Source organism: Clostridioides sp. LIBA-7678 (assembly GCF_056716065.1).
Genome location: NZ_CP196987.1, coordinates 1,557,479 through 1,577,411, shown reverse-complemented (window position 1 = coordinate 1,577,411; position 19,933 = coordinate 1,557,479). Strand labels below are relative to the sequence as shown.

Sequence of the window (19,933 nt, the reverse complement as noted above, 5' to 3'; positions counted from 1 at the left end):
ATTTTTAATAAATATCTTTTTTTGACATTAGGATTCGTTAATTTTTAATAAAGTAGTAACACTAATCTGTATTAATTAATAGAATAAAATAAATGATAATTTATTGAGGGGTGATTTACATGCCAAATTTGCCAAGTTTAGGATCAAAGGCTCCTGATTTTAAAGCCAATACAACAAACGGCCCTATTAGACTCTCTGATTATAAAGGTAATTGGATTGTTTTATTTTCACATCCTGGTGATTTTACACCAGTTTGCACTACAGAATTTTTGTGCTTTGCTAAATATTATGACGAGTTCAAAAAAAGAAATACAGAGTTAATTGGTCTAAGCGTCGATAGTAACAGTTCACATCTAGCTTGGATGTACAATATTTCTTTGCTTACAGGTGTAGAAATTCCATTTCCTATTATAGAAGATAGAGATATGAGAATTGCAAAGTTATATGGTATGATATCAAAACCAATGAGTGATACATCAACTGTTCGTTCTGTATTTATTATAGATAATAATCAAATTTTGAGAACGATTCTTTATTATCCACTTACTACAGGAAGAAATATTCCAGAAATACTTAGAATAGTAGATGCTCTTCAAACTAGCGACAGAGACAACATAGTTACACCTGCAAACTGGTTCCCTGGTATGCCAGTGATTTTACCATATCCTAAAAACTATAAAGAATTAAAAAACAGGGTTAACAGCTGTAATAAGAAATATTCCTGCATGGACTGGTACTTATGTTTTGTACCAGATAATTATAATGACGAAGAATTAAACAAGAAAATTGATAATACTTGTAGCTGGAATACAGAACATACTAAAAACATTGAAAATAAAGGTGATTGTGAAGACAAAAATACTGACTACATGCACAAAACTCACGATTGTAAGGAAGAACACAGTAATGATACTAAAAAAGATTTTAACTGTGAACAAAAGCACACTAAAAATACCAATAAAACTTGTAACTCTAAACAAAATAAGCTTAAAGATAAATCTTGTGATGTAATGAATTATAACTACGATAAAGAAGATAGTAGTTATGAGGATTTCTATAAAGAAAATTATAAAAACTATGATTATACTAGTGAAAAAAATACTAAGAAAATAGCTATGAAGACTTTGAAGGATTCAAAAAAATTAGTTAGACCACAAATAACAGACCCATACAATCCAATAGTTGAAAATGCAAATTGTCCAGATATAAATCCAATTGTGGTAGAATATGTTCTTGGTAATCCAACTAATGTAGATGCTCAACTATTAGATGCAGTTATCTTTGCTTTTGCAGAGATAGACCAGTCTGGTAATTTATTTATCCCTTATCCTAGATTTTTAAATCAATTACTTGCTCTTAAAGCTGAAAAGCCTAGTTTAAAAGTAATTGTAGCTATTGGAGGTTGGGGAGCTGAAGGCTTCTCTGATGCAGCATTAACTCCTACATCCAGATACAATTTTGCAAGACAGGTTAATCAGATGATAAATGAATATGCTTTAGATGGAGTTGATATAGACTGGGAATATCCTGGAAGTAGTGCATCTGGAATAGTATCAAGACCTGAGGATAGAGAAAACTTTACACTTTTATTAACAGCCATAAGAGATGTTATAGGAGATGAAAAATGGCTTAGTGTGGCTGGAACAGGAGATAGAGGGTATATAAATTCAAGTGCTGAAATAGATAAAATAGCTCCAATAATAGATTATTTTAATCTTATGAGTTATGATTTTACAGCAGGTGAAACAGGTCCAAATGGTAGAAAACATCAAGCAAATCTTTTTGAATCGGATTTATCTTTACCAGGATATAGCGTTGATATAATGGTAAGAAATCTCGAAAATGCTGGAATGCCTTCTGAAAAAATACTTCTTGGTATTCCATTTTACGGAAGATTAGGTGCTACTATAACAAGAACTTACGATGAACTTAGAAGAGATTATATAAATAAAAATGGGTATGAATATAGATTTGACAATGTTGCTCAAGTTCCATATTTAGTTAAGGATGGAGAGTTTGCAATGTCCTATGACGATTCTTTATCTATATTCTTAAAAACTCAATATGTTCTTAGAAATTGTCTAGGTGGCGTATTCTCATGGACATCAACTTATGACCAAGCAAATATATTGGCTAGAACTATGTCCATTGGTATAAATGACCCTGATGTATTAAAAGATGAACTTGAAGGTATCTATGGTCAGTTCTAATATAATGTAAGGAAATTTTATAGTTTTGTTATACAAAAAAGCAGATTGTATTATATTAAATAAACTTTGTCTAATTAATAATACTGATTAGTTATTTATAAATTAGATACTTATTTTCTAATAATACAATTCTGCTTTTTAATTATGAGTTAAGAGTTTAAATATACTCCTACAACATCTTATTATATATCAATAATATTTTATTATATCCCAATAGCTTTTTTAGCCAATTTGTCAGCTTCCTCATTATATTGGTTTCCAGAATGTGCTTTGACTTTTGTAAATTTTACATTTAGTTTAGTTTTAATACTATTATAGAAATTTTTATATGCTATAGTTCCTTCTTTATTCGTTTTCCAAACTCCAGTACACCACTTTTCTATACCTTCATAATCAAAATATAAAATCAAATTTTGAATATTATTCTCAAGACAATATTGCATCGCAATTTTAGAAGCTTCTATTTCTCCAGCTACATTTCTCATTCCTACAAGAGTTTCATCTTTTCCTTTTTCACTATATGTTTTTATAACTTCATTATGTTTTAAAATCACAACACCTGAACCATACATCTTTATTGAATGTTCATAGCTTCCATCTACATATGCCTCTATAAATTCTTCATCTTCTTTAAAGCTAGGTTGTTTTGAACCATAAATATATTCTTTTGCTTCTTGTAAAGTAGGAAAACTTTTATATTCAGCTCCTGAAAATCCATTTACCTGCTTTTTGCACTCATCCCATGTATTATATACACCTATATTTTTACCCTTTTTTACAGCATAAAACTTTTGTTTTGCCAAATATATCACTCCCACCTTTAGTTTTTATGTTCTTCTCTCATAAATATATCTAGATTTATCAAATAATTCCTATCAAAATACTTTACTTTCATATCTTTATTTATAATATCTATATAATACACTTCCCCTTTTATAGCTCTTTGTCTTATATTTTCATTCATATCTTTTCTTATTATATCTTTATCAACATCATTCTTATCTATTCTAGCATCAACATTTAGTGCTTTTACAGTGTCAAATATAACAGATTTTAGGATTGAACTTCTAGATTTATTTAAATGATGCTTTATATAGGTATAAAATTCATTACTATTCATTTTAGAAATTTTACAACCATGCAAATCTTTCTCCAACCTCTTTAGTACACTTATATTGGTTCCTGCATCAAAAATCACAAAACATCCATAATCATATTTACTTCTTAAAATTCTCCCCATAGCTTGTTTTACCTTGATTGTCATTTGTGGATAATTTATAGTGTAGTAATCTATATTATACTTCTTCATTATAGTAAAATACAAAGGGTCTTTTGGATTTAGATTTGGAAGCTTGTCTAAAGTTACACATACTAGACCATCTCCTGGAATATCTACACCTTCAAAACATCCTTTTGAACCGAGTACAACACACTTTCGATTCAAATCATTAAGATGTCTAATCCCTTTTTTATCAGCATAAATTTCTAAATTAAAACCATGTAAATATTTTTTCAATATTTCATAAGTCTTTTCCTGTCTATCTTTACTATTAAAAAGAGCCAATGTATGACCTTCTGTAATTTGTGATATATTAGATATAATTTTACTCATTTCATTTGGGAATTCAGTATTCCTGTATTCACATATATCCGAAAATGCAACTACAGATACCATATTTTTATAATCAAAAATTGGTTCTATAATCTTTTCTACATTCTTAACTCTATCTATTCCTAATGTATTTTTAAAATAAGACATATTTTCAGATAAACTCAAGGTTGCAGATAAAAATATTCCTTTTTCTAACTGAGATAAGATATTTTCTTCAAATAAATCTGCTATTTTTAATGGAACTACTCTAAATTCAAAATCATTATAATTCTTCTCAATTTCAACTATCCTTGCATAATCATCCTTTTCATCATACTCTAAAAATATTTCAAATATAATCTTTATATCCTCTAGGTCTCTCGCCTTCGCTTTCCCAAATTTATATATGTCGGTTTCTTTATCTATACTATCATCATCAATATTTCTATAAATTGTTATTATTATTGCAACTAAATTTTTTATTATTTTTTCACAACTTGATTTTATCTTTTCACTATACAATCTATAACTTATTTCAGTATCTATACCATCTTTTTTTAGTTTTCCCACAATTTCATCTATCTGCAGATTTAATTCCCATCTTAAATTATAATTACTTACACTATTATATTCATTACAACTACCAAAGTCTAATATTGAATCTATCTCTTCAAGAATAAGATTTATACTTCTAGCAATTTTTTGTTTATCTTTTCTTTCAATTTTTAATACATGATAAAATTTATCAAAAGCCTTTATTTTTCTCATATTTTTACTATATTTTTTATATATGAAGCTACTATCTTGAATGAATTCATATGGATAAATTTCTTGCAATAAATATCTTAAAGATTTTGAATTTATAATGCTTGAAAAGAAATCATATCCTTTTTCAGTCAAATTATGTGCTTCATCTACTATTATATTTTCTAGAGGTTTTTCATCTTTATATGGCCATTTAGCTAATAAAGAATGGTTTACTACTGTTATATGTTCTTCTTTCAATTCTTCTGTTCTTTTCTTATATAGGCAATCTTTTTTACACTTTTTAGGTCTACACATATTTGGGTCACAGCTTATATTTCTCAAGTGTACATTTATTTCCTTAAAATTATCCAACACCCAGTAATTTATTTCTTCTATATCTCCATGTTTACCACCTTCAACTAATCTCTCTAAAAATATCAAAGATAATATTTCTCCCTTAGTAGGCTCTTGAGATTCGTAATCTGCTATATATGCTTCCAATCTATCTATACAAATATAGTTATTTTTTCCTTTTATATACCCATAACTTACTTTTCCATTTAACCCTAAAGAGTCTAACACATTTGGAATGTCTTTATTTATTAATTGTATCTGCAATTCCTTTGTATCAGTAGAAATTAACAACCTTTTCTTATTAATTCTAGATTCTAATATCGCTGGCAATAAATACCCTACACTTTTACCTATACCAGTTGGTGCTTCTATACATGCAATTTTTTCATCATCTTCACTATTTCTAAACAACTCTCTTATCATTTTAGTAAGCTCATACTGACCTGTTCTATACTCATATGTAAATCCTTCTTTATTCTCCCATATGGTCTTGTATCTCAATAGTTCTTCATAATTATTTTTCTCTTCATTTAAAATTTTTAATGTTTCTCTTTCTTTTTTCTTCTCTTCTTTTGAGTTAGGCTTCTTATATTCTTTTTTAATATTTATATTATTTGATAAATCATAGTTTGCATCCTCTAAAAATTTACTCCATTCCCAGGTTGAAAGATTAAACTTCTTAAGATAAGAATTTATTTTAAAACTCAATGGCTCTAAAGTACTTTTCTCATAATTATTAAATCTTACTAGGAGACAATTTAAAATATTTATGATATCAAATACATCTGATAGAGCTCTATTTTTTATTTTAGAATCGCAAGCAGTCAAATTATTTTTTAAATACTCTAGACTATACTCTTTATGATATGGTTCTAAAATAACTGCTAATTCAATTAAATCAATAAACTTATTTTTTAACTTTGGCATATGATACTCAAAAAACTTTTTTTTCAAACTTAAATCATGACATATAATCAAACTATCTTCTACAAAATTTATAAGTTCATCTTCTACTTTTTCTATATCATGAGCTATTTCTAAATCACTTTTATTTAAATTACTACATAGTGAAAATACTTCTATAGGTACATCGTATTTATTTTTTATTAATGATTGATATGTATCTATCTTCCAATCTTTAACCTTAACAGCTCCAACTTCTAAAATTTCTGAATTTAAATAATCTAATCCACTAATTTCTATATCTAAAAAAACAACATTATTCAACATACTTATTATATTATCCATTTTTATATCCCTTCAAGTTAAACAAGTCTAACTTATTTACAATAATTGCTCTTTATATTTTATCATTTATATGTACTTTATTTAATATAATTAATATTAATTTTATATATCTTACAACAAATTTCTTTAATTTATTATCTGTATATATGAATATTTTTAACTATAAATATTCAAACTATATTGTAAGAAATGCACTTGAAATTTTAAATAAGAGGTGAAATTGTGAAAAAAGATAGCCTAAAAAAATACATTCTGATAGGAACATTTGCTCTAATACTTTTGGGAATCGCTAGTGTAAACTTTAAATCATTAGATAAGACAAAAACTCAAATTTCTAGCCCAACACTCGATACACATGAATATGATTGGTATTTTAACCCTAGAGAGGATGGTAAACAGCCATCTCCTATAAAAGAAGCAACTTTTTTTAAAAAATATGATTCTTACTATGTAGGAAATCCTAATGAGAAAGTTATATATCTATCATTTGATGCTGGATATGAAAGTGGGAACACTCCAAAGTTATTAGATACATTAAAAAAACATAATGCTAAAGCACAGTTTTTCGTAGTTGAAAGTTATATAAAAAGCAATCCAGATTTAGTAAAACGTATGGAAAAAGAAGGTCATTTAGTTTGTAATCATTCAAAAAGTCATCCATCAATGGCAGGTATTACAGATTTTGAAAAATTCAAAGAAGAAATTACAAGTGTAGAAAAGGCATATAAAGATGTTACTGGAAAAGAAATGCCCAAATATTTTAGACCTCCAATGGGTAAATTCAGTGAGCAATCTTTGAAATATACAAAAGATTTAGGATATAAATCTATATTTTGGAGTTTTGCTTATGTGGATTGGTATGAAAAGAAACAACCTACGCATGAATTTGCTAAAAACAAAATTTATTCAAGAACGCATCCTGGGGCAATAGTTTTATTACATCCAAATTCTTCAACAAATACTGAAATATTGGATGAAGTACTTACACATTGGGAAAAAGAAGGTTATAAACTTAAAACTCTTGATTATCTAAGTAATAAAAAATAATATTTTATTTAAACAAAACTCCATCAGGAATTAGAGTAAAAATAAAACTATTTATAAATACTTTAATTCCTAATGGAGTTTTTTATTTTTTATATTTATTTAAAAAGAATTGTCCATTCATTTATCTCTTTATATCCTATATTTTGATATATTTTACCTGCTATATCATTGTTATAAAAAAGACATGGGACTTTTCCTTCCAACAATAATTCTTTACTTAAATTGTAAACTATATAACTTGCAAATCCTTTTCCTCTATATGCTTTATCTGTACTTACAGATACTACCATTGCCAAAAAACTAGTTTCCATTCCAGTTGATGCAGTGCTAATCATAGTATCATTATTTTTAATAAAATATGCTCTTACATTTCCTTCTTTTAAATGCTCTTTTCTTTCTTCTATGTAATTTTTACTTACTTTATAATCTGAGATATTTAAAAGTTTTCCTATCTCATCAATATCTTTTTCCTGAGCTGTTTCTATTTTATACTCTTTCATGTGAGAAAAATCTATTTCTTTTATTTCCTTTAATATACAAAATTTATTATCTAGTTTTTCATAAAAATCTTTATATTCGCTTATTAGTCTATCTATTACACACTTTTTTCCACTTATACTTTCTACATCCAAATCTTTTATATGATGTTTCATCTCTTTTACATCAAAGTCATTTTTTAGACTATAAATTATAAGTTTTGACTTATTCTTTAATATTATAGAAGTTATATTTCCTCCTTTCATTTGAGACCATATATCTTGAGAGTAGGAGCTAAACCCATAGTTTTCAACATATCCAATTATGAATAAGTTTAGACTTTCTTCATGTGATACATATTGCCAAAATTCTTTTTCTAAAGTATTATCTATTTTTACAATCAAGTATATATCCTCCTTTTGTATTAATAATGATATACCTTATAATTTATAGTATCATTTAAATCCATTATATTCCACCAAATATTCTTAATTTTTCAAAAATAATTTAGAATTGTAAGCTAATTAATTTCTTATAAAAGTATACAATTAAAATATTATATGTCATTTTTATATTTTAATTAAATTACATTTTTTAATGTCTATGCAATATGTTCATATTTATTTTTATATTCTGTCATCGCTTCATTCCAAGCCTCTTCCACTGAGATTCCTTTCTTAATTGCAATTCTTTGTGCCAATTCTATTATTTTCATAGCTTTTCTTGATATATTCATATATTTTCCTCCTCTAAATTATCATAAATTATTTTAAAGTTAAATTTCTGTAGTCATTTTATATGTTTATTTACTTATATCTTACTAATTATTTGTGTATTAAATGTGAACTACACTAGAAGAATTTTAGAACTTAATAAACCATAAACTTTACATACAATTCATATATATTTGTCATATCACAATACAAGTGATATAATTTATTATCATTTTATGGGGGTGATATATTATGAAAATAAGAGATGAATACACATGTCCTCTTGAAATTGTACATGACATAATCAAAGGAAAATGGAAAACTATCCTTGTATTTGAATTGAGACAGTCTAATAAGACATTTTCTGAGTTAGAACATAGTATTTTGGGAATAAATCAAAAAATGTTAATTCAACAATTAAAAGAACTACATGAATTTGGTATCGTTGATAAGATAAGTTCAGCTGGTTATCCATTACATGTTGAATATTTTCTTACTGACCGTGGTAAAAAAATGTTAAAGGCTGTGGAAATAATGCAAGAAATAGGTATAGAATATATGCTTGAAAACGGTCAACAAGGGGTTCTAGATAGCAAAGGAATTTGTTATAATAAATAGTTTTATACATACTAAAAAGTAAGTAATTTACATTTCTTATATGAATATTATAATAAGGATAGATAGGAGGTATAAACATGTCTATAGCTTTAATACTAATTGATATTCAGAATGATTATTTTAAAAACGGAAAATGCGAATTATTTGAATCAAAAAAAGCTGCTGAAAATACAAAGAAAATATTGCTGTTCTTTAGAAAAAATGACTTACCAGTTATTCATGTACAACATATATCAACAGATAAAACAGCTTCTTTTTTTCTTCCTCACACTTATGGTTCAGAAATAAATGAAACTGTTTTTCCACTGGCAAATGAAGAAATTATAATTAAACATTCACCAGACAGTTTTTTTCAAACCAGCCTACACACTGTACTTGAGAAAAAAAGTATAACTAAGTTGGTGATTTGTGGGATGATGAGTCATATGTGCATTGATACAAGTGTAAGAACAGCAAAAAAATTGGGATACGACATAACTCTTATAGATGATGCCTGTACAACAAAAAATTTATCTTGGTGTGATGTAGAAATTCATGCAAACACTGTCCATCAAGTATTCATGGCATCATTGCAGAATAGTTTTGCAGATATAAAAAATACAGATATTTTTTTGTCTAGTTGTTATAAATAAAAATATTCACCATATTAAAAAAAGCAAACTTAACCTATTTCAGTATACTTTTTAATCATTTAAAATTAGATACTTTCTACCATTTTTATATATATAAAATACCCTTATCTATTTTATATTCATATATAACTATTATATAAATTTTAAACTTTACTATATCCACATAAAAAATGTAGTATTATAGTATATATAATATTATATAGAAAGGGGTGCTAGACAAATGAATAATCATATACTAATTCAATTTGGGTATATAGCAAGAATCATTATTGCTGGTTTCTGTGGAGCTTTAATTGGATATGAAAGGAAAAATAGACTAAAAGAAGCTGGAATACGAACTCATTTTATAGTGGCATTAGGTTCAGCACTTATAATCATTGTTTCTAAGTATGGGTTTAATGATATAGTAGGTACTCCAGGTATTGGTCTAGACCCAGCCCGTGTTGCAGCACAAGTTGTTAGTGGAATAGGTTTCTTAGGAGCTGGATTAATATTTATTAGAAATCAATCAGTAAGTGGACTTACTACAGCTGCTGGTATATGGGCAACAGCTGGTACAGGGCTTGCTATTGGCTCTGGACTATATTTATTAGGTATTGTTTCAAGTATTATCATTGTTATTGTACAGATATTACTCCATAGAGATAGGAAATGGATGAAACTTCCTACAGCAGAACAAGTTTCTCTCAAAATTTCTAATAGCACTGATTCTATAGAGTACATTGAGGAGAAATTTAAGAAATCTAATATTGAAATTATAAACATGAATATTAAACGTCTTGATGGAGATTGGTTAGAAATAGTTATATATACTAAGTTACCTAAAGGATACAAAAAAACAAATTTATTAAAATTATTTAGTGATAACCCTCTTATAGAAACTTTAGAAATATAAAAAACAACTATAATGATACAATTTGCCACCGATTTGAAAATGTAGTGGCAAATGGGTGGCAAAAAAATTGCCACTCCATTTTTCTTTGTTAAACAATAATGTGTCTTATTAATCATTTTCTTCTAAACTCTTAAATTTTTCTTTTACTTATTAAAGAATCTTTTGTCCATAAATATTCTGCCAATATTAATTCATATCACACTCTATTATTCTCTATTTTTAACTATATCTATAGGTTGTTGCTGAGTTACACAATGAATCATTCCACCATCTTTATACAACTCTCTTATATCTATTCCTATTACTTTTCTATCAGGATATAAATCTTGTATAATCTGATTTGCAACTTTATCATTTGGGTCATTGTAATTTGGAACTAATACAACTTTATTACCTATATAAAAATTCATATATGAACCTTGATATTCTAAGTTTTTTCCATTTTTTAATTTAACATTATTTTGTGTAAGTGGTAGATATATATAATTATACTTTTCTCCTTTTGCATTAGTTGAATTCAATAATATATTAATATCGTTTTGTTTTAGACCCCAATCTATCAATCCTTTTTCATTTAATGTAATTATTGTTGATTCATCATAAAATTTTGCAAATCCATCAATATGAAAGTCTGTTATATCTATTCCAACCACACCATCTAACCATATAAATTTTTCTACACCATAATATCTTCTTATATATTTTTCTATATCACCTTGGCTTAAGTTTTTATTTCTATTTTTATTTATTATAGAACTTTTAGTTGCTAGAAATGTTCCACCACCATCAAGTTCCATTGCTCCACCCTCTAAAACTACTTCTTTTAAATTTATACTTTTCACTCCTAAGTCTTCACTTATATTTTTAGGAATTTGATTTGATTTACTACATGACTCTTTTCTTCCCCAACCATTAAATCCCCAATCTAATATTACAAGTTCATCGCTTTCATCATATACAAATATAGGACCATTATCTCTTATCCAAACATCATCAGTTTTATAAATATAAAAATCTATATAATTCATATCAATATTTTCTTTTTTCAATAAATTTTCTATTCTATCTTTTTCACTTTTATTATAAACTACTATATGAACATTCTCACCTTTAACTAAAGACTTTGTCATATTTACCCATACATCTTCTATTCCATTTTGATATTTTTTCCCATAAGTATAACTATGAGGCCATTGCAACCAAGTTCCTTCATGTTCTTCATCTTCTAGTGGCATATAATACTTTTGTTGATTATTTTGATTTATGGTTTTGTTTTCATATCCTTTTGTAAATTCTCTTATCATCAATAATAATGGTAGTGATAATCCCAGCATTAAAATTTTCTTATTCATAATAACCTCCTCTATTTTTATATTTCAAGTATAAAGGTTATCATAATGTCAAGGTCAACTAATCTTTTGAAACTTTTATAGATACTTCTGTTATAAATTCGTAGCTAAATGGAGTTAATAATGAGTCTACAAAGTATTTTTCAACAAAATTTCCTTTAATTTTAAAATCGTTATTTTTAATCCACTTGTACAAAGCAGAATAAGCACCAGTTAAATTTTCATAATCTCCATAACATATTGTACTAATATATGTACCGCTTTCAATTACCTTATTATTAAATCCTTTTATCTCTTTATTATCTATAATAGGTTGATAATATTCTATTTCATATGTGTTTTCATCTACATTTTCATTATTGTAAAACATTACATAATAATATCCAACTTTATTAGATTTGCTTTTTGAAATCGCATTATAGCAAGATTCTATAAATTCTCCTATATCCTTATAATTAATAATAACTTTTTGGCACAATGTATTAACTGATTGTCGTTCACAAATATTAATATCATAATTATTTATGATTATATCTTTAAATTTCACCTTTTCTTCTATTTCTGAAATTAAATACCCATATGTATTTACCTTTTTTGTTAATTCTTCAATCTTATTGATATATATATCTATACTTTCATATTTATTATTATCGAATATATCTTTTATTTCTTCATAAGTAAATTCATACCTTCTTAAGTTTTTGATTTTTGATATTACATTAATGTCTCCCTCTGTATAGTATCTATACCCATTATTTTCTATGTGACTAGGTTTCAATATATTTTCTTTATCATAATATCTGAGCATTCTAGATGATATTTTAGTTATTTTTGAAGCTTCACCTATTTTATACATACAAACACCTTCTTTATTTTATTGATTGGAAGTTTATTACTTTACTATTATATACTGTAGATAAAACTTGAACAAAATGTAAAGGGTACAATTTTACCAAATAAAAATAGACTAGATAATCACTAGTCTATTTTCACATTATTTAATCCATAATTTTTATATTATTTTATCATCAATTAAAATTTAATTATTTAGTTACAAGTACTTGAATTTCAGTTACAAATTGTAGTATTTTCTTTATGTTTATTTATATTTATTTATATTTATTTTGAAACCGTTAAAATATCAGACATTAAATCAATGTTTTTATTTTATCTTATTTATGTTTATTTATTTATAGTTAATTTTATATAATAAGTTCGGTGGCAAATGGGTGGCAAAAACAATTTGCCACTCATTTTTTCTTTGTAAAATAATACTCTTTATTTCTCATTTTCTTCTAAATTATTGAAATACTCTTCTAGTTCCTCTAACTTTTTTTCATCTACCTTCTCATCATCTTTATGTAATGCTGAAATCAAACTTTTAATTGAATTTTTATGTATATTTTTTATAAATTCTCTTGTTTCAAATCTCTGATATTGTTTTTCTTTTACTAGTACATTATAGTGAGTACGTTTATCTATTTTCTCTGTTTCTAAAAACTCCCTTCTTTGCAATCTTTTTAATACTGTAAATGTAGTTGTATCTTTCCATTCATACTTTTGCTCCATAGCCTCAACAATTTCTCTTGATGTCAATATTCTATCTGATTCCCAAATATATCTCATAACTTTTAATTCTGCTTCTGGTAATTTACTAATTTTCATAGTTTACACCCCTTTGCCGATTTATGTATATGTAAATTCTACATCAATAAAGCTTATCAAACAAGAGAATTTAGCCAAATATATCCATCCAATTTTTACCATATCATTCTTTTAAGTTTCTGTAATACTCTTCTAATGAATCTAACTTTTCTTTACTTACATTTTTATGTGTAGTAGTAAGAGAACGCATTATTTTTCTACTCTTGCTAGATTTTAGTACCTTTTTCTTAAAAGCATAATATTCTTCATTATCTATTATTATTTTATAATGAGATTGAAACTTTATAATATCCCTAGCCAAATAACCTTTGTCAAGCAGCCTTTTTAATAGTGTTTTTATTGTACTTTTATGCCATCCATACATCTGTTTTATATCTTTTACAATTTCTTTTTTAGACATTTTAGAATCTTTTTTCCATAAATACTCCATTACTATTAATTCTGCTCTTAATAATTTTTCTACTAACATTTCTTCTTTCATCTTATGTCGCTCCCTCATTCAGTCTAACTTAAACTAATAATAGGAGCTTTTTAACACAAAAACTACAGGTAAAATTTACCATATATTCTACTGTTTTAGTTTGTTTTTATATATAAAAAATATTATTCATATCTACAAATTTATTCAATTTTCAAACACATATGTTGAATAATAACTAGTTGTATTGTATTGTTTTAATTGTAGAATAATACTAAATTGGTAAAACTAAAGGAATTTAGTGGCATAAATATTTATTAAATAAGACTTGTAAAATGAGTTATAAGTTATATTGGTAAGTTATCAAAAACATATACTCTTTTGATTTTATGAAAGTTTTTTAGGTGGGCAATAATATCTATATTTAAAAATAAATTGTATGGTTATACACATATATTGACTACTTATAATTATAGTTTATATGGTTATTATAATTTTATAAATACACAGTTAGACGATTTTGTAATATAGTGCATAGAAAATATGGTAGAATCTTGTCTGCATAAAGCAATGATATTGATAGGTAAATATAATTATAAAAGATTAATTAATTTATATCATCCATCTTGTGTAAATCATATCTATTCTAGTGAAAATTTTAATATAATCTAGTAATTTCAATATGATTACTAAATGTTTTAGTAATCAATTTATTTATTTATTTTATTGACATTTAGTAAATATTCTAGTAAAATAAACTTAATAAAATTTTTAAATAAAAGGAGATTGATAAAATGAGAGTACCTGAATATTTGTCACACAAACCTATAGTTGCGGTAGATAATTATGATAGAATTGATGGAAAGTATGCAAATAATTCTGATGCAAAAGCTTTGTCTTTAGGGAAAGCACAATGGAGTGATGATGAGAATATTGAAATTTCAGCTAAAGTTTGGAGACACACTGGGGGGAAATGGTCTAGACAAAGTGAAGAATTGCCCCTACATAGAGTATTGGATTTAAATATATTAATACTATCATCAATGATGATTAAAAAAGATAATAATCTTTCAAAGACTAATTTAGATGAAGTTATATTAAATGAATCTGATAATAAAATATTAGAAAAATTTTTAGATGAAAATCAAGAATATCTAAAACCTAGAATCAGAGAATTAAAAAGAATCTTAAATGAAATAAATTTAGAAGATTAAAGTTAGTTAAGTAGGTGAATGAATTGTGTAATTTTAAAACTTACATATTAAAAAGAACTCTGAACAATAAACAACTGGAGGTAACTCGAAGTTTTGACTTAGATAATCTCATTTGTACTGCAACAGAAATATTGAAAGATAATAAGATTGATTTGATAATTATTGATGAAAAAAACAATGTTGTTTGGAAAAGTAAAAAGAGCATCCCTTACGACAGAAAATGCTCTCTTTAATATGGTTAACTTAGTAAAGATGGATTGGATGTTCATCTTTACTTTTTTTATTATATCATATAATTTACTCTATGAAAAAGGCCTATTTAAATCGTTTTTAAGGTATGTTGAGTAAGGTTATTGATAGTTTATGCATTTAATGTATTTCAAAAAAATAAGCACTCTTTTTATAGGAGTGCTTTGGTGTATTTTAATGTATATATCTAATACAATTATAACATGTCTTATGTTTTAGTATGATAATTTTCGTTCGCTTTATTGTTACAACTTATACTATAGTTTTATAAAATTCATTTTATGAAATTAAAAATATTACAAGAGAATATGCAATTTTAAACAATCTAAATAGATAATTTTTTTATATATTTTTTAATATTAAACAATTATTTCAAACATGATGTATATATTAAATATATATAGCACTATGTTGCTATATCTCTACTAATTTTTTAATAATGTTTATAGTGAATATATTTTTATGTTTTATCTCATTTTGGATAATTTTTATTAAATTTATTGAAATTTTTGACTCAAAGGGATACAATATGAGTATACTAATAAATAAAACATATGTTTTATTTAATACTAAGGAGGTGTAATTATGAGCTATAAAGTTATGGAAATAGCACAACATGTTATTAATTATTCAATAGAGCAAAACGCTCCTGTCACAAATCTAAAATTGCAAAAACTATTATACTATATTCAAGCTGCTTTCTTAATTGAATTCAAAGAAAAATGTTTTGATGAAGAAATAGTGCATTGGAGACATGGTCCTGTAATATCCAAAGTTTACTCAGAGTATAAAATATATACAGATGAGGAAATAAAAGATAAGCAAACAGAGTCTATAGATATATTCTTAGATACAAACTTTAACTTTTCCGTTGAAAAAATAGAATATAATAAAATAGACTTTTGCCAAGAAGACTTAGAATTAATTAATAAAGTTATAGACAGTTATAGAGATTATTCCCCTTGGACAATGGTAAATAAAACACATGAAGAGAAACCTTGGAAAGATACAGTAAAAAATGAAATCATAAGTAACCAATCTATAGAAGAATATTTTTTAAATAATCCAGATAAAATCTATGGGGGACAATAGTGTATACGATATTAACAAGTTTAACAAAGGGTGAACCTGCTCTTACATCTTTAGAAATAAAGGGCATCTATAATAAATTAATAAAACAATCTTCAAAATTAGATGATGGAAGTTTGGAGTATTCAGAAATTGCAAAATTTGTTTTTTCGGTAGAAGAGGAGGATATTGAATATGTATTTCTTAACATTAAGTTACTTGAAGAATATGAGATATCTAATAAAAATGAACATGTCCGAAAATTGCTAAATAAAATAAAAGTTCATATAGACTTAGAACGTAAAAGAATGAGCTTTTTAGAGAAGAAACAAACAGCTCAACTAACTAAAGTATCTGAAAATAGCCTAGAGAAACTTAGCGATATAACAGTAGAAATTGATAAACATACTAAAGAAATTGTTAAATCCAAGGAAATCTTAGATAATAATAAAAAAGAAATAAATAATTTATATGCTAATTTAATAACTATATTAGGGTTGTTTTCTGCTATAGTTATCACTTTCTTTGGTGGTCTTAGCACAATAAATGGAATTTTAAGCAATATGGATTCAGTAAGTAAATATCGTTTGATATTTATAATTTTATTAATGATGTTTGCTATGTTTAACATTGTATTTCTACTACTATATTATGTATCTGCTCTAACTGGTAAAAGAATTTCTAAAAATTGTGAGCAAAATTGCGAGACTTACAAAAAACAAAGAAGCGAAGACAATAATAACCACCGATTCGGTAATAGATGGATAGAGTGTAAAAACAAAAAAATTCTATGTTCAAAACAAAGATATCCACTTATATTTTATTTTGATTTATTAACTATCATTATGTTGGTGTTAGTCTGTGTAGCTTATTATATTAAAATATAAAATAGAATTTATAAAAAGAATAATTTTAAAGGCGATTGATATTAAAATCTATCGCCTTTATTTTATAATATACCTATTTTATATATTAATATAAATACATTTCCTTTGCTATTAGCTTTTATCTATCTATTAATAAAATCTAACGCCTTATAAAGTGTATCAAACCTATCATTACCTTTTATCATAGTATATCTTTCTTTAGTTATAGACCCTATCTTATTACATGCTCCTCCACCTACAACATATAAGTTCTCTGTCTGACCTGGTACATAATCTTTTATATCACATATCAATATTTTCCCATCATTATAACCCCAACCAACTACAGTTGCAGGGATTTTGTCAACCTCTCCATCATAAACTATTGTATGTTTATACATGATTTTCCCCTCGCCATTCTCTTTATTATCTATAGTTTTATTTAAAATACCTTCTGCTATTAATTTAGCAACTGTATCTTTATGTCTAATATAATAGTCTATATCTGCTTTACTATCTACGAAGCACACTTCGATTAATATTGCAGGAGCTTTTGTATGACTAAGCCAATAAAGACCTCTTACATCCGATTTTGCACCTCTGTTTTTAAATACTGTTGCTAACTTTTCATTTACTCTATTTGCATACACTTTGCCATTATTAGTTTTATATATTGTTTCTGTACCCATTGGATTTAAGGTTGTATTATTTGCATTGAAATGTATTTGTATAGCTACATCTATATCTTGTTTATTGGCTATTTGACATTGTTCAGATAGATAATTATTCGATTTATCTATTTTACCAGTATATACAGTTGCTCCACCTTGTTTTAACCATTTAACAATTAAATCAGTTAGTATTCTGTTTTCTTTTCCTTCGTCTATATAACCAACTGCTCCTGTTCCTTTACCTGTTAGCGTATGCCCTGGTACTATTGCTATTTTCATTGTTTATTTTCCTCCTTTAACTGTTTGTAAGTTTGATTTATACCTATTGATATACCCCAACAAATTACACCTTGTAAGACTGCATCAGCATTTAATCCTAACATCCATATTGAGAAACCTATTCCAAGTATCAATAACACTACTGGAATATATTTGTTATCTAGTTGTTTATACTTCTTACAACCTGCTCCTATAACATAAAGAGCAGCTACTAAAATTAGCAACTGCTCTGGTATAAAACTTATTAAATTATCCATATCTTATCCTCCTAATTTAAAATATTCCTCTCTGTATTGCAAATATAAAGAAGCCTACAAGTGTTGTAATCATTGTTCCAATTAGCCACTTTAGCATACTTGTAAGTGAGTTTAAGTTCTCACATAATGCTTTTAACTCTGCTTTAGACTCTATATTTGCTATCTTTAATTCGTCTATTTCTTCTCCATGCTTATTTATTCTTGTTTCATGTCTTTTTAAATCTGCGTTGAAAAGTTCTTCATTCATGTAAGCCTCCTAAATTTTATATTAAAAAAGAACCTTCTTATAATGTCGGTTCTGCTCCTTCTACTACTCCACTATGTTCTATAATATAATCTTCTACTGCTTTTCTATACTCTGTGTTAGTTACATCATCTAGTTGAAATTCTTGCTTTTTCAACGGATTCAGTCCTTTATTTAATATTCTTTCTGCTAATATTCTTACCACAACATTATTTATATTCATTATAAAAGTCCTCCTACTTTTTCATTTTCTGCAAATAATAATTGATTTTCTAACTCTTGTATTCTTTTTTCTTCTTCTGTTAATTCTACTTTTATTTCTTCTAAAATAGGCTCTTTTGTCTCTACATTTATACCAACAATCCTGTATTTAGAATAATCTATAGAATTGTATTTTATCTCCAACCAATCAACTTTCATATTTTTGTCATATGGAATTAAATCTCCTTTTCCTTCTCCACCTTGAAATAAAACTTTACCTTTGTTATCATAAATTATTAGTTTTCCTACTTCCATTTTTATACCTCCTGTCCTATTGCTAACCAATTTGCTATATAAGTTCCATCAGTAGAACCATATATAAAAAATGGAACTTCTATAGGATTATTTTCTCCTAAATTGGGCAAATAGTAAGTCTTTAATTGTGTTCCTATGTTATTTGTTTTTCCATAATAAAGATTTTTAGAAAAAGAACTATTAATCCAAATTGAAACTCTTGTTGCAGAAGCATACACAAAAACTACAAGTGGCACAAAACTTAATTGTGGTAAATTTACACTCCAAGTATTAGCATATGAATCATTTTCATAATAACTCCCCTTATATGCTGTTACATTACCACTTGCTTGCTTTAAATCTTTTATACTACTGACTTTATTTATCATATCTTGTAAACTTTCTGTACTAGTTGTTGCAATACCTTTATCAGTTATATTACTTGCAAGTGTATTTTTTAATGTTTGTGTTTTTGTTTTAGTTGTATCTAATTTATCTGTCCCTAAAAATGGACTTCCCAATGCACTTGCTATATTATTTTTACCTATCTGTAAATCATTTTTTGTACTTTCAAATGCTATCATAAGTTCTCGTAAACTAGCATTATCAGTCAACTTTTCTGTCAT

General features: G+C 26.1%; 22 protein-coding genes. 8 read left to right on the top strand and 14 right to left on the bottom strand.

Annotated elements, in window-relative coordinates; all coding sequences use genetic code 11:
• The first annotated feature begins 119 nt into the window (after window positions 1-119).
• On the top strand, window positions 120-2,210 hold the full coding sequence (locus ACTG46_RS07745; protein WP_176702479.1) for a peroxiredoxin: 2,091 nt from the start codon (window positions 120-122) through the stop codon (window positions 2,208-2,210).
• A gap of 203 nt (window positions 2,211-2,413) precedes the next feature.
• Here ACTG46_RS07745 and ACTG46_RS07740 read toward each other — a convergent pair whose 3' ends face one another.
• Window positions 2,414-3,013 carry a ribonuclease H1 domain-containing protein gene (locus ACTG46_RS07740; protein ID WP_479923899.1) on the bottom strand — a complete coding sequence of 200 codons (600 nt, stop codon included), beginning with the start codon at window positions 3,011-3,013 and terminating at the stop codon, window positions 2,414-2,416.
• A gap of 17 nt (window positions 3,014-3,030) precedes the next feature.
• The gene (locus ACTG46_RS07735; RefSeq protein ID WP_479923898.1) at window positions 3,031-6,150 is read right to left on the bottom strand and encodes a helicase C-terminal domain-containing protein; all 3,120 of its coding nucleotides are present in this window, start codon (window positions 6,148-6,150) and stop codon (window positions 3,031-3,033) included.
• A gap of 222 nt (window positions 6,151-6,372) precedes the next feature.
• On the opposite strand from ACTG46_RS07735, the gene pdaA reads away from it, so the two are divergent.
• A complete protein-coding gene (pdaA, locus tag ACTG46_RS07730) occupies window positions 6,373-7,197 on the top strand; it encodes a delta-lactam-biosynthetic de-N-acetylase (RefSeq protein WP_054269915.1) in 825 nt (274 codons plus the stop codon).
• A 95-nt stretch (window positions 7,198-7,292) separates the two neighbouring features.
• On the opposite strand, the gene ACTG46_RS07725 is transcribed toward pdaA, so the two are convergent.
• Window positions 7,293-8,078, bottom strand: a complete 786-nt coding sequence (locus ACTG46_RS07725) for a GNAT family N-acetyltransferase (protein WP_054276397.1) — start codon at window positions 8,076-8,078, stop codon at window positions 7,293-7,295.
• 197 nt (window positions 8,079-8,275) lie between these two features.
• The gene (locus ACTG46_RS07720; RefSeq protein ID WP_054269913.1) at window positions 8,276-8,410 is read right to left on the bottom strand and encodes a hypothetical protein; all 135 of its coding nucleotides are present in this window, start codon (window positions 8,408-8,410) and stop codon (window positions 8,276-8,278) included.
• Between the two features lie 229 nt (window positions 8,411-8,639).
• Between ACTG46_RS07720 and ACTG46_RS07715 the strand changes: the two genes are divergently transcribed.
• From ACTG46_RS07715 to ACTG46_RS07705, 3 genes are all read left to right on the top strand, one after another.
• Window positions 8,640-9,005, top strand: coding sequence for a winged helix-turn-helix transcriptional regulator (locus ACTG46_RS07715; protein WP_054269912.1), 366 nt, complete (start codon window positions 8,640-8,642; stop codon window positions 9,003-9,005).
• Between the two features lie 77 nt (window positions 9,006-9,082).
• Window positions 9,083-9,637 carry a cysteine hydrolase family protein gene (locus ACTG46_RS07710; protein WP_054269911.1) on the top strand — a complete coding sequence of 185 codons (555 nt, stop codon included), beginning with the start codon at window positions 9,083-9,085 and terminating at the stop codon, window positions 9,635-9,637.
• A 220-nt stretch (window positions 9,638-9,857) separates the two neighbouring features.
• The gene (locus ACTG46_RS07705; protein WP_054269910.1) at window positions 9,858-10,532 is read left to right on the top strand and encodes an MgtC/SapB family protein; all 675 of its coding nucleotides are present in this window, start codon (window positions 9,858-9,860) and stop codon (window positions 10,530-10,532) included.
• A gap of 206 nt (window positions 10,533-10,738) precedes the next feature.
• On the opposite strand, the gene ACTG46_RS07700 is transcribed toward ACTG46_RS07705, so the two are convergent.
• The 4 genes from ACTG46_RS07700 to ACTG46_RS07685 form a co-directional block, all read right to left on the bottom strand.
• The gene (locus ACTG46_RS07700) at window positions 10,739-11,884 is read right to left on the bottom strand and encodes an agmatine deiminase family protein (protein WP_479923897.1); all 1,146 of its coding nucleotides are present in this window, start codon (window positions 11,882-11,884) and stop codon (window positions 10,739-10,741) included.
• A 58-nt stretch (window positions 11,885-11,942) separates the two neighbouring features.
• On the bottom strand, window positions 11,943-12,737 hold the full coding sequence (locus ACTG46_RS07695; protein ID WP_479923896.1) for a MerR family transcriptional regulator: 795 nt from the start codon (window positions 12,735-12,737) through the stop codon (window positions 11,943-11,945).
• A gap of 422 nt (window positions 12,738-13,159) precedes the next feature.
• Window positions 13,160-13,546, bottom strand: a complete 387-nt coding sequence (locus tag ACTG46_RS07690; RefSeq protein ID WP_243193134.1) for a BlaI/MecI/CopY family transcriptional regulator — start codon at window positions 13,544-13,546, stop codon at window positions 13,160-13,162.
• A gap of 103 nt (window positions 13,547-13,649) precedes the next feature.
• Window positions 13,650-14,027: a BlaI/MecI/CopY family transcriptional regulator gene (locus tag ACTG46_RS07685; RefSeq protein ID WP_479923895.1), complete on the bottom strand. Its 378-nt coding sequence runs from the start codon at window positions 14,025-14,027 to the stop codon at window positions 13,650-13,652.
• A 731-nt stretch (window positions 14,028-14,758) separates the two neighbouring features.
• On the opposite strand from ACTG46_RS07685, the gene ACTG46_RS07680 reads away from it, so the two are divergent.
• From ACTG46_RS07680 to ACTG46_RS07670, 3 genes are all read left to right on the top strand, one after another.
• The gene (locus tag ACTG46_RS07680) at window positions 14,759-15,178 is read left to right on the top strand and encodes a DUF6530 family protein (RefSeq protein WP_054272103.1); all 420 of its coding nucleotides are present in this window, start codon (window positions 14,759-14,761) and stop codon (window positions 15,176-15,178) included.
• A gap of 834 nt (window positions 15,179-16,012) precedes the next feature.
• On the top strand, window positions 16,013-16,519 hold the full coding sequence (locus ACTG46_RS07675) for a Panacea domain-containing protein (RefSeq protein WP_479923894.1): 507 nt from the start codon (window positions 16,013-16,015) through the stop codon (window positions 16,517-16,519).
• Window positions 16,519-17,382, top strand: a complete 864-nt coding sequence (locus tag ACTG46_RS07670; RefSeq protein WP_479923893.1) for a hypothetical protein — start codon at window positions 16,519-16,521, stop codon at window positions 17,380-17,382. The genes ACTG46_RS07675 and ACTG46_RS07670 overlap by 1 nt, the downstream gene beginning before the upstream one ends.
• Window positions 17,383-17,504: 122 nt before the next feature.
• Here ACTG46_RS07670 and ACTG46_RS07665 read toward each other — a convergent pair whose 3' ends face one another.
• The 6 genes from ACTG46_RS07665 to ACTG46_RS07640 are packed head-to-tail and all read right to left on the bottom strand — an operon-like array spanning window position 17,505 to window position 19,933.
• A complete protein-coding gene (locus ACTG46_RS07665; protein ID WP_479923892.1) occupies window positions 17,505-18,311 on the bottom strand; it encodes an N-acetylmuramoyl-L-alanine amidase in 807 nt (268 codons plus the stop codon).
• Window positions 18,308-18,568 (bottom strand): phage holin family protein, encoded by a 261-nt coding sequence (locus ACTG46_RS07660; protein WP_479923891.1) that lies wholly within the window; start codon window positions 18,566-18,568, stop codon window positions 18,308-18,310. The genes ACTG46_RS07665 and ACTG46_RS07660 overlap by 4 nt, the downstream gene beginning before the upstream one ends.
• A 16-nt stretch (window positions 18,569-18,584) precedes the next feature.
• A complete protein-coding gene (locus ACTG46_RS07655; protein ID WP_021385516.1) occupies window positions 18,585-18,815 on the bottom strand; it encodes a hemolysin XhlA family protein in 231 nt (76 codons plus the stop codon).
• 37 nt (window positions 18,816-18,852) lie between these two features.
• Window positions 18,853-19,035 (bottom strand): hypothetical protein, encoded by a 183-nt coding sequence (locus tag ACTG46_RS07650; RefSeq protein ID WP_479923890.1) that lies wholly within the window; start codon window positions 19,033-19,035, stop codon window positions 18,853-18,855.
• Complete coding sequence (locus tag ACTG46_RS07645; RefSeq protein WP_479923889.1) at window positions 19,035-19,328, bottom strand: hypothetical protein; 294 nt, start codon at window positions 19,326-19,328, stop codon at window positions 19,035-19,037. Before ACTG46_RS07645 ends, ACTG46_RS07650 begins: the two co-directional genes overlap by 1 nt.
• Before the next feature lie 2 nt (window positions 19,329-19,330).
• Entirely contained in the window at window positions 19,331-19,933 is a 603-nt protein-coding gene (locus ACTG46_RS07640; protein WP_479923888.1) for a hypothetical protein, read from the bottom strand.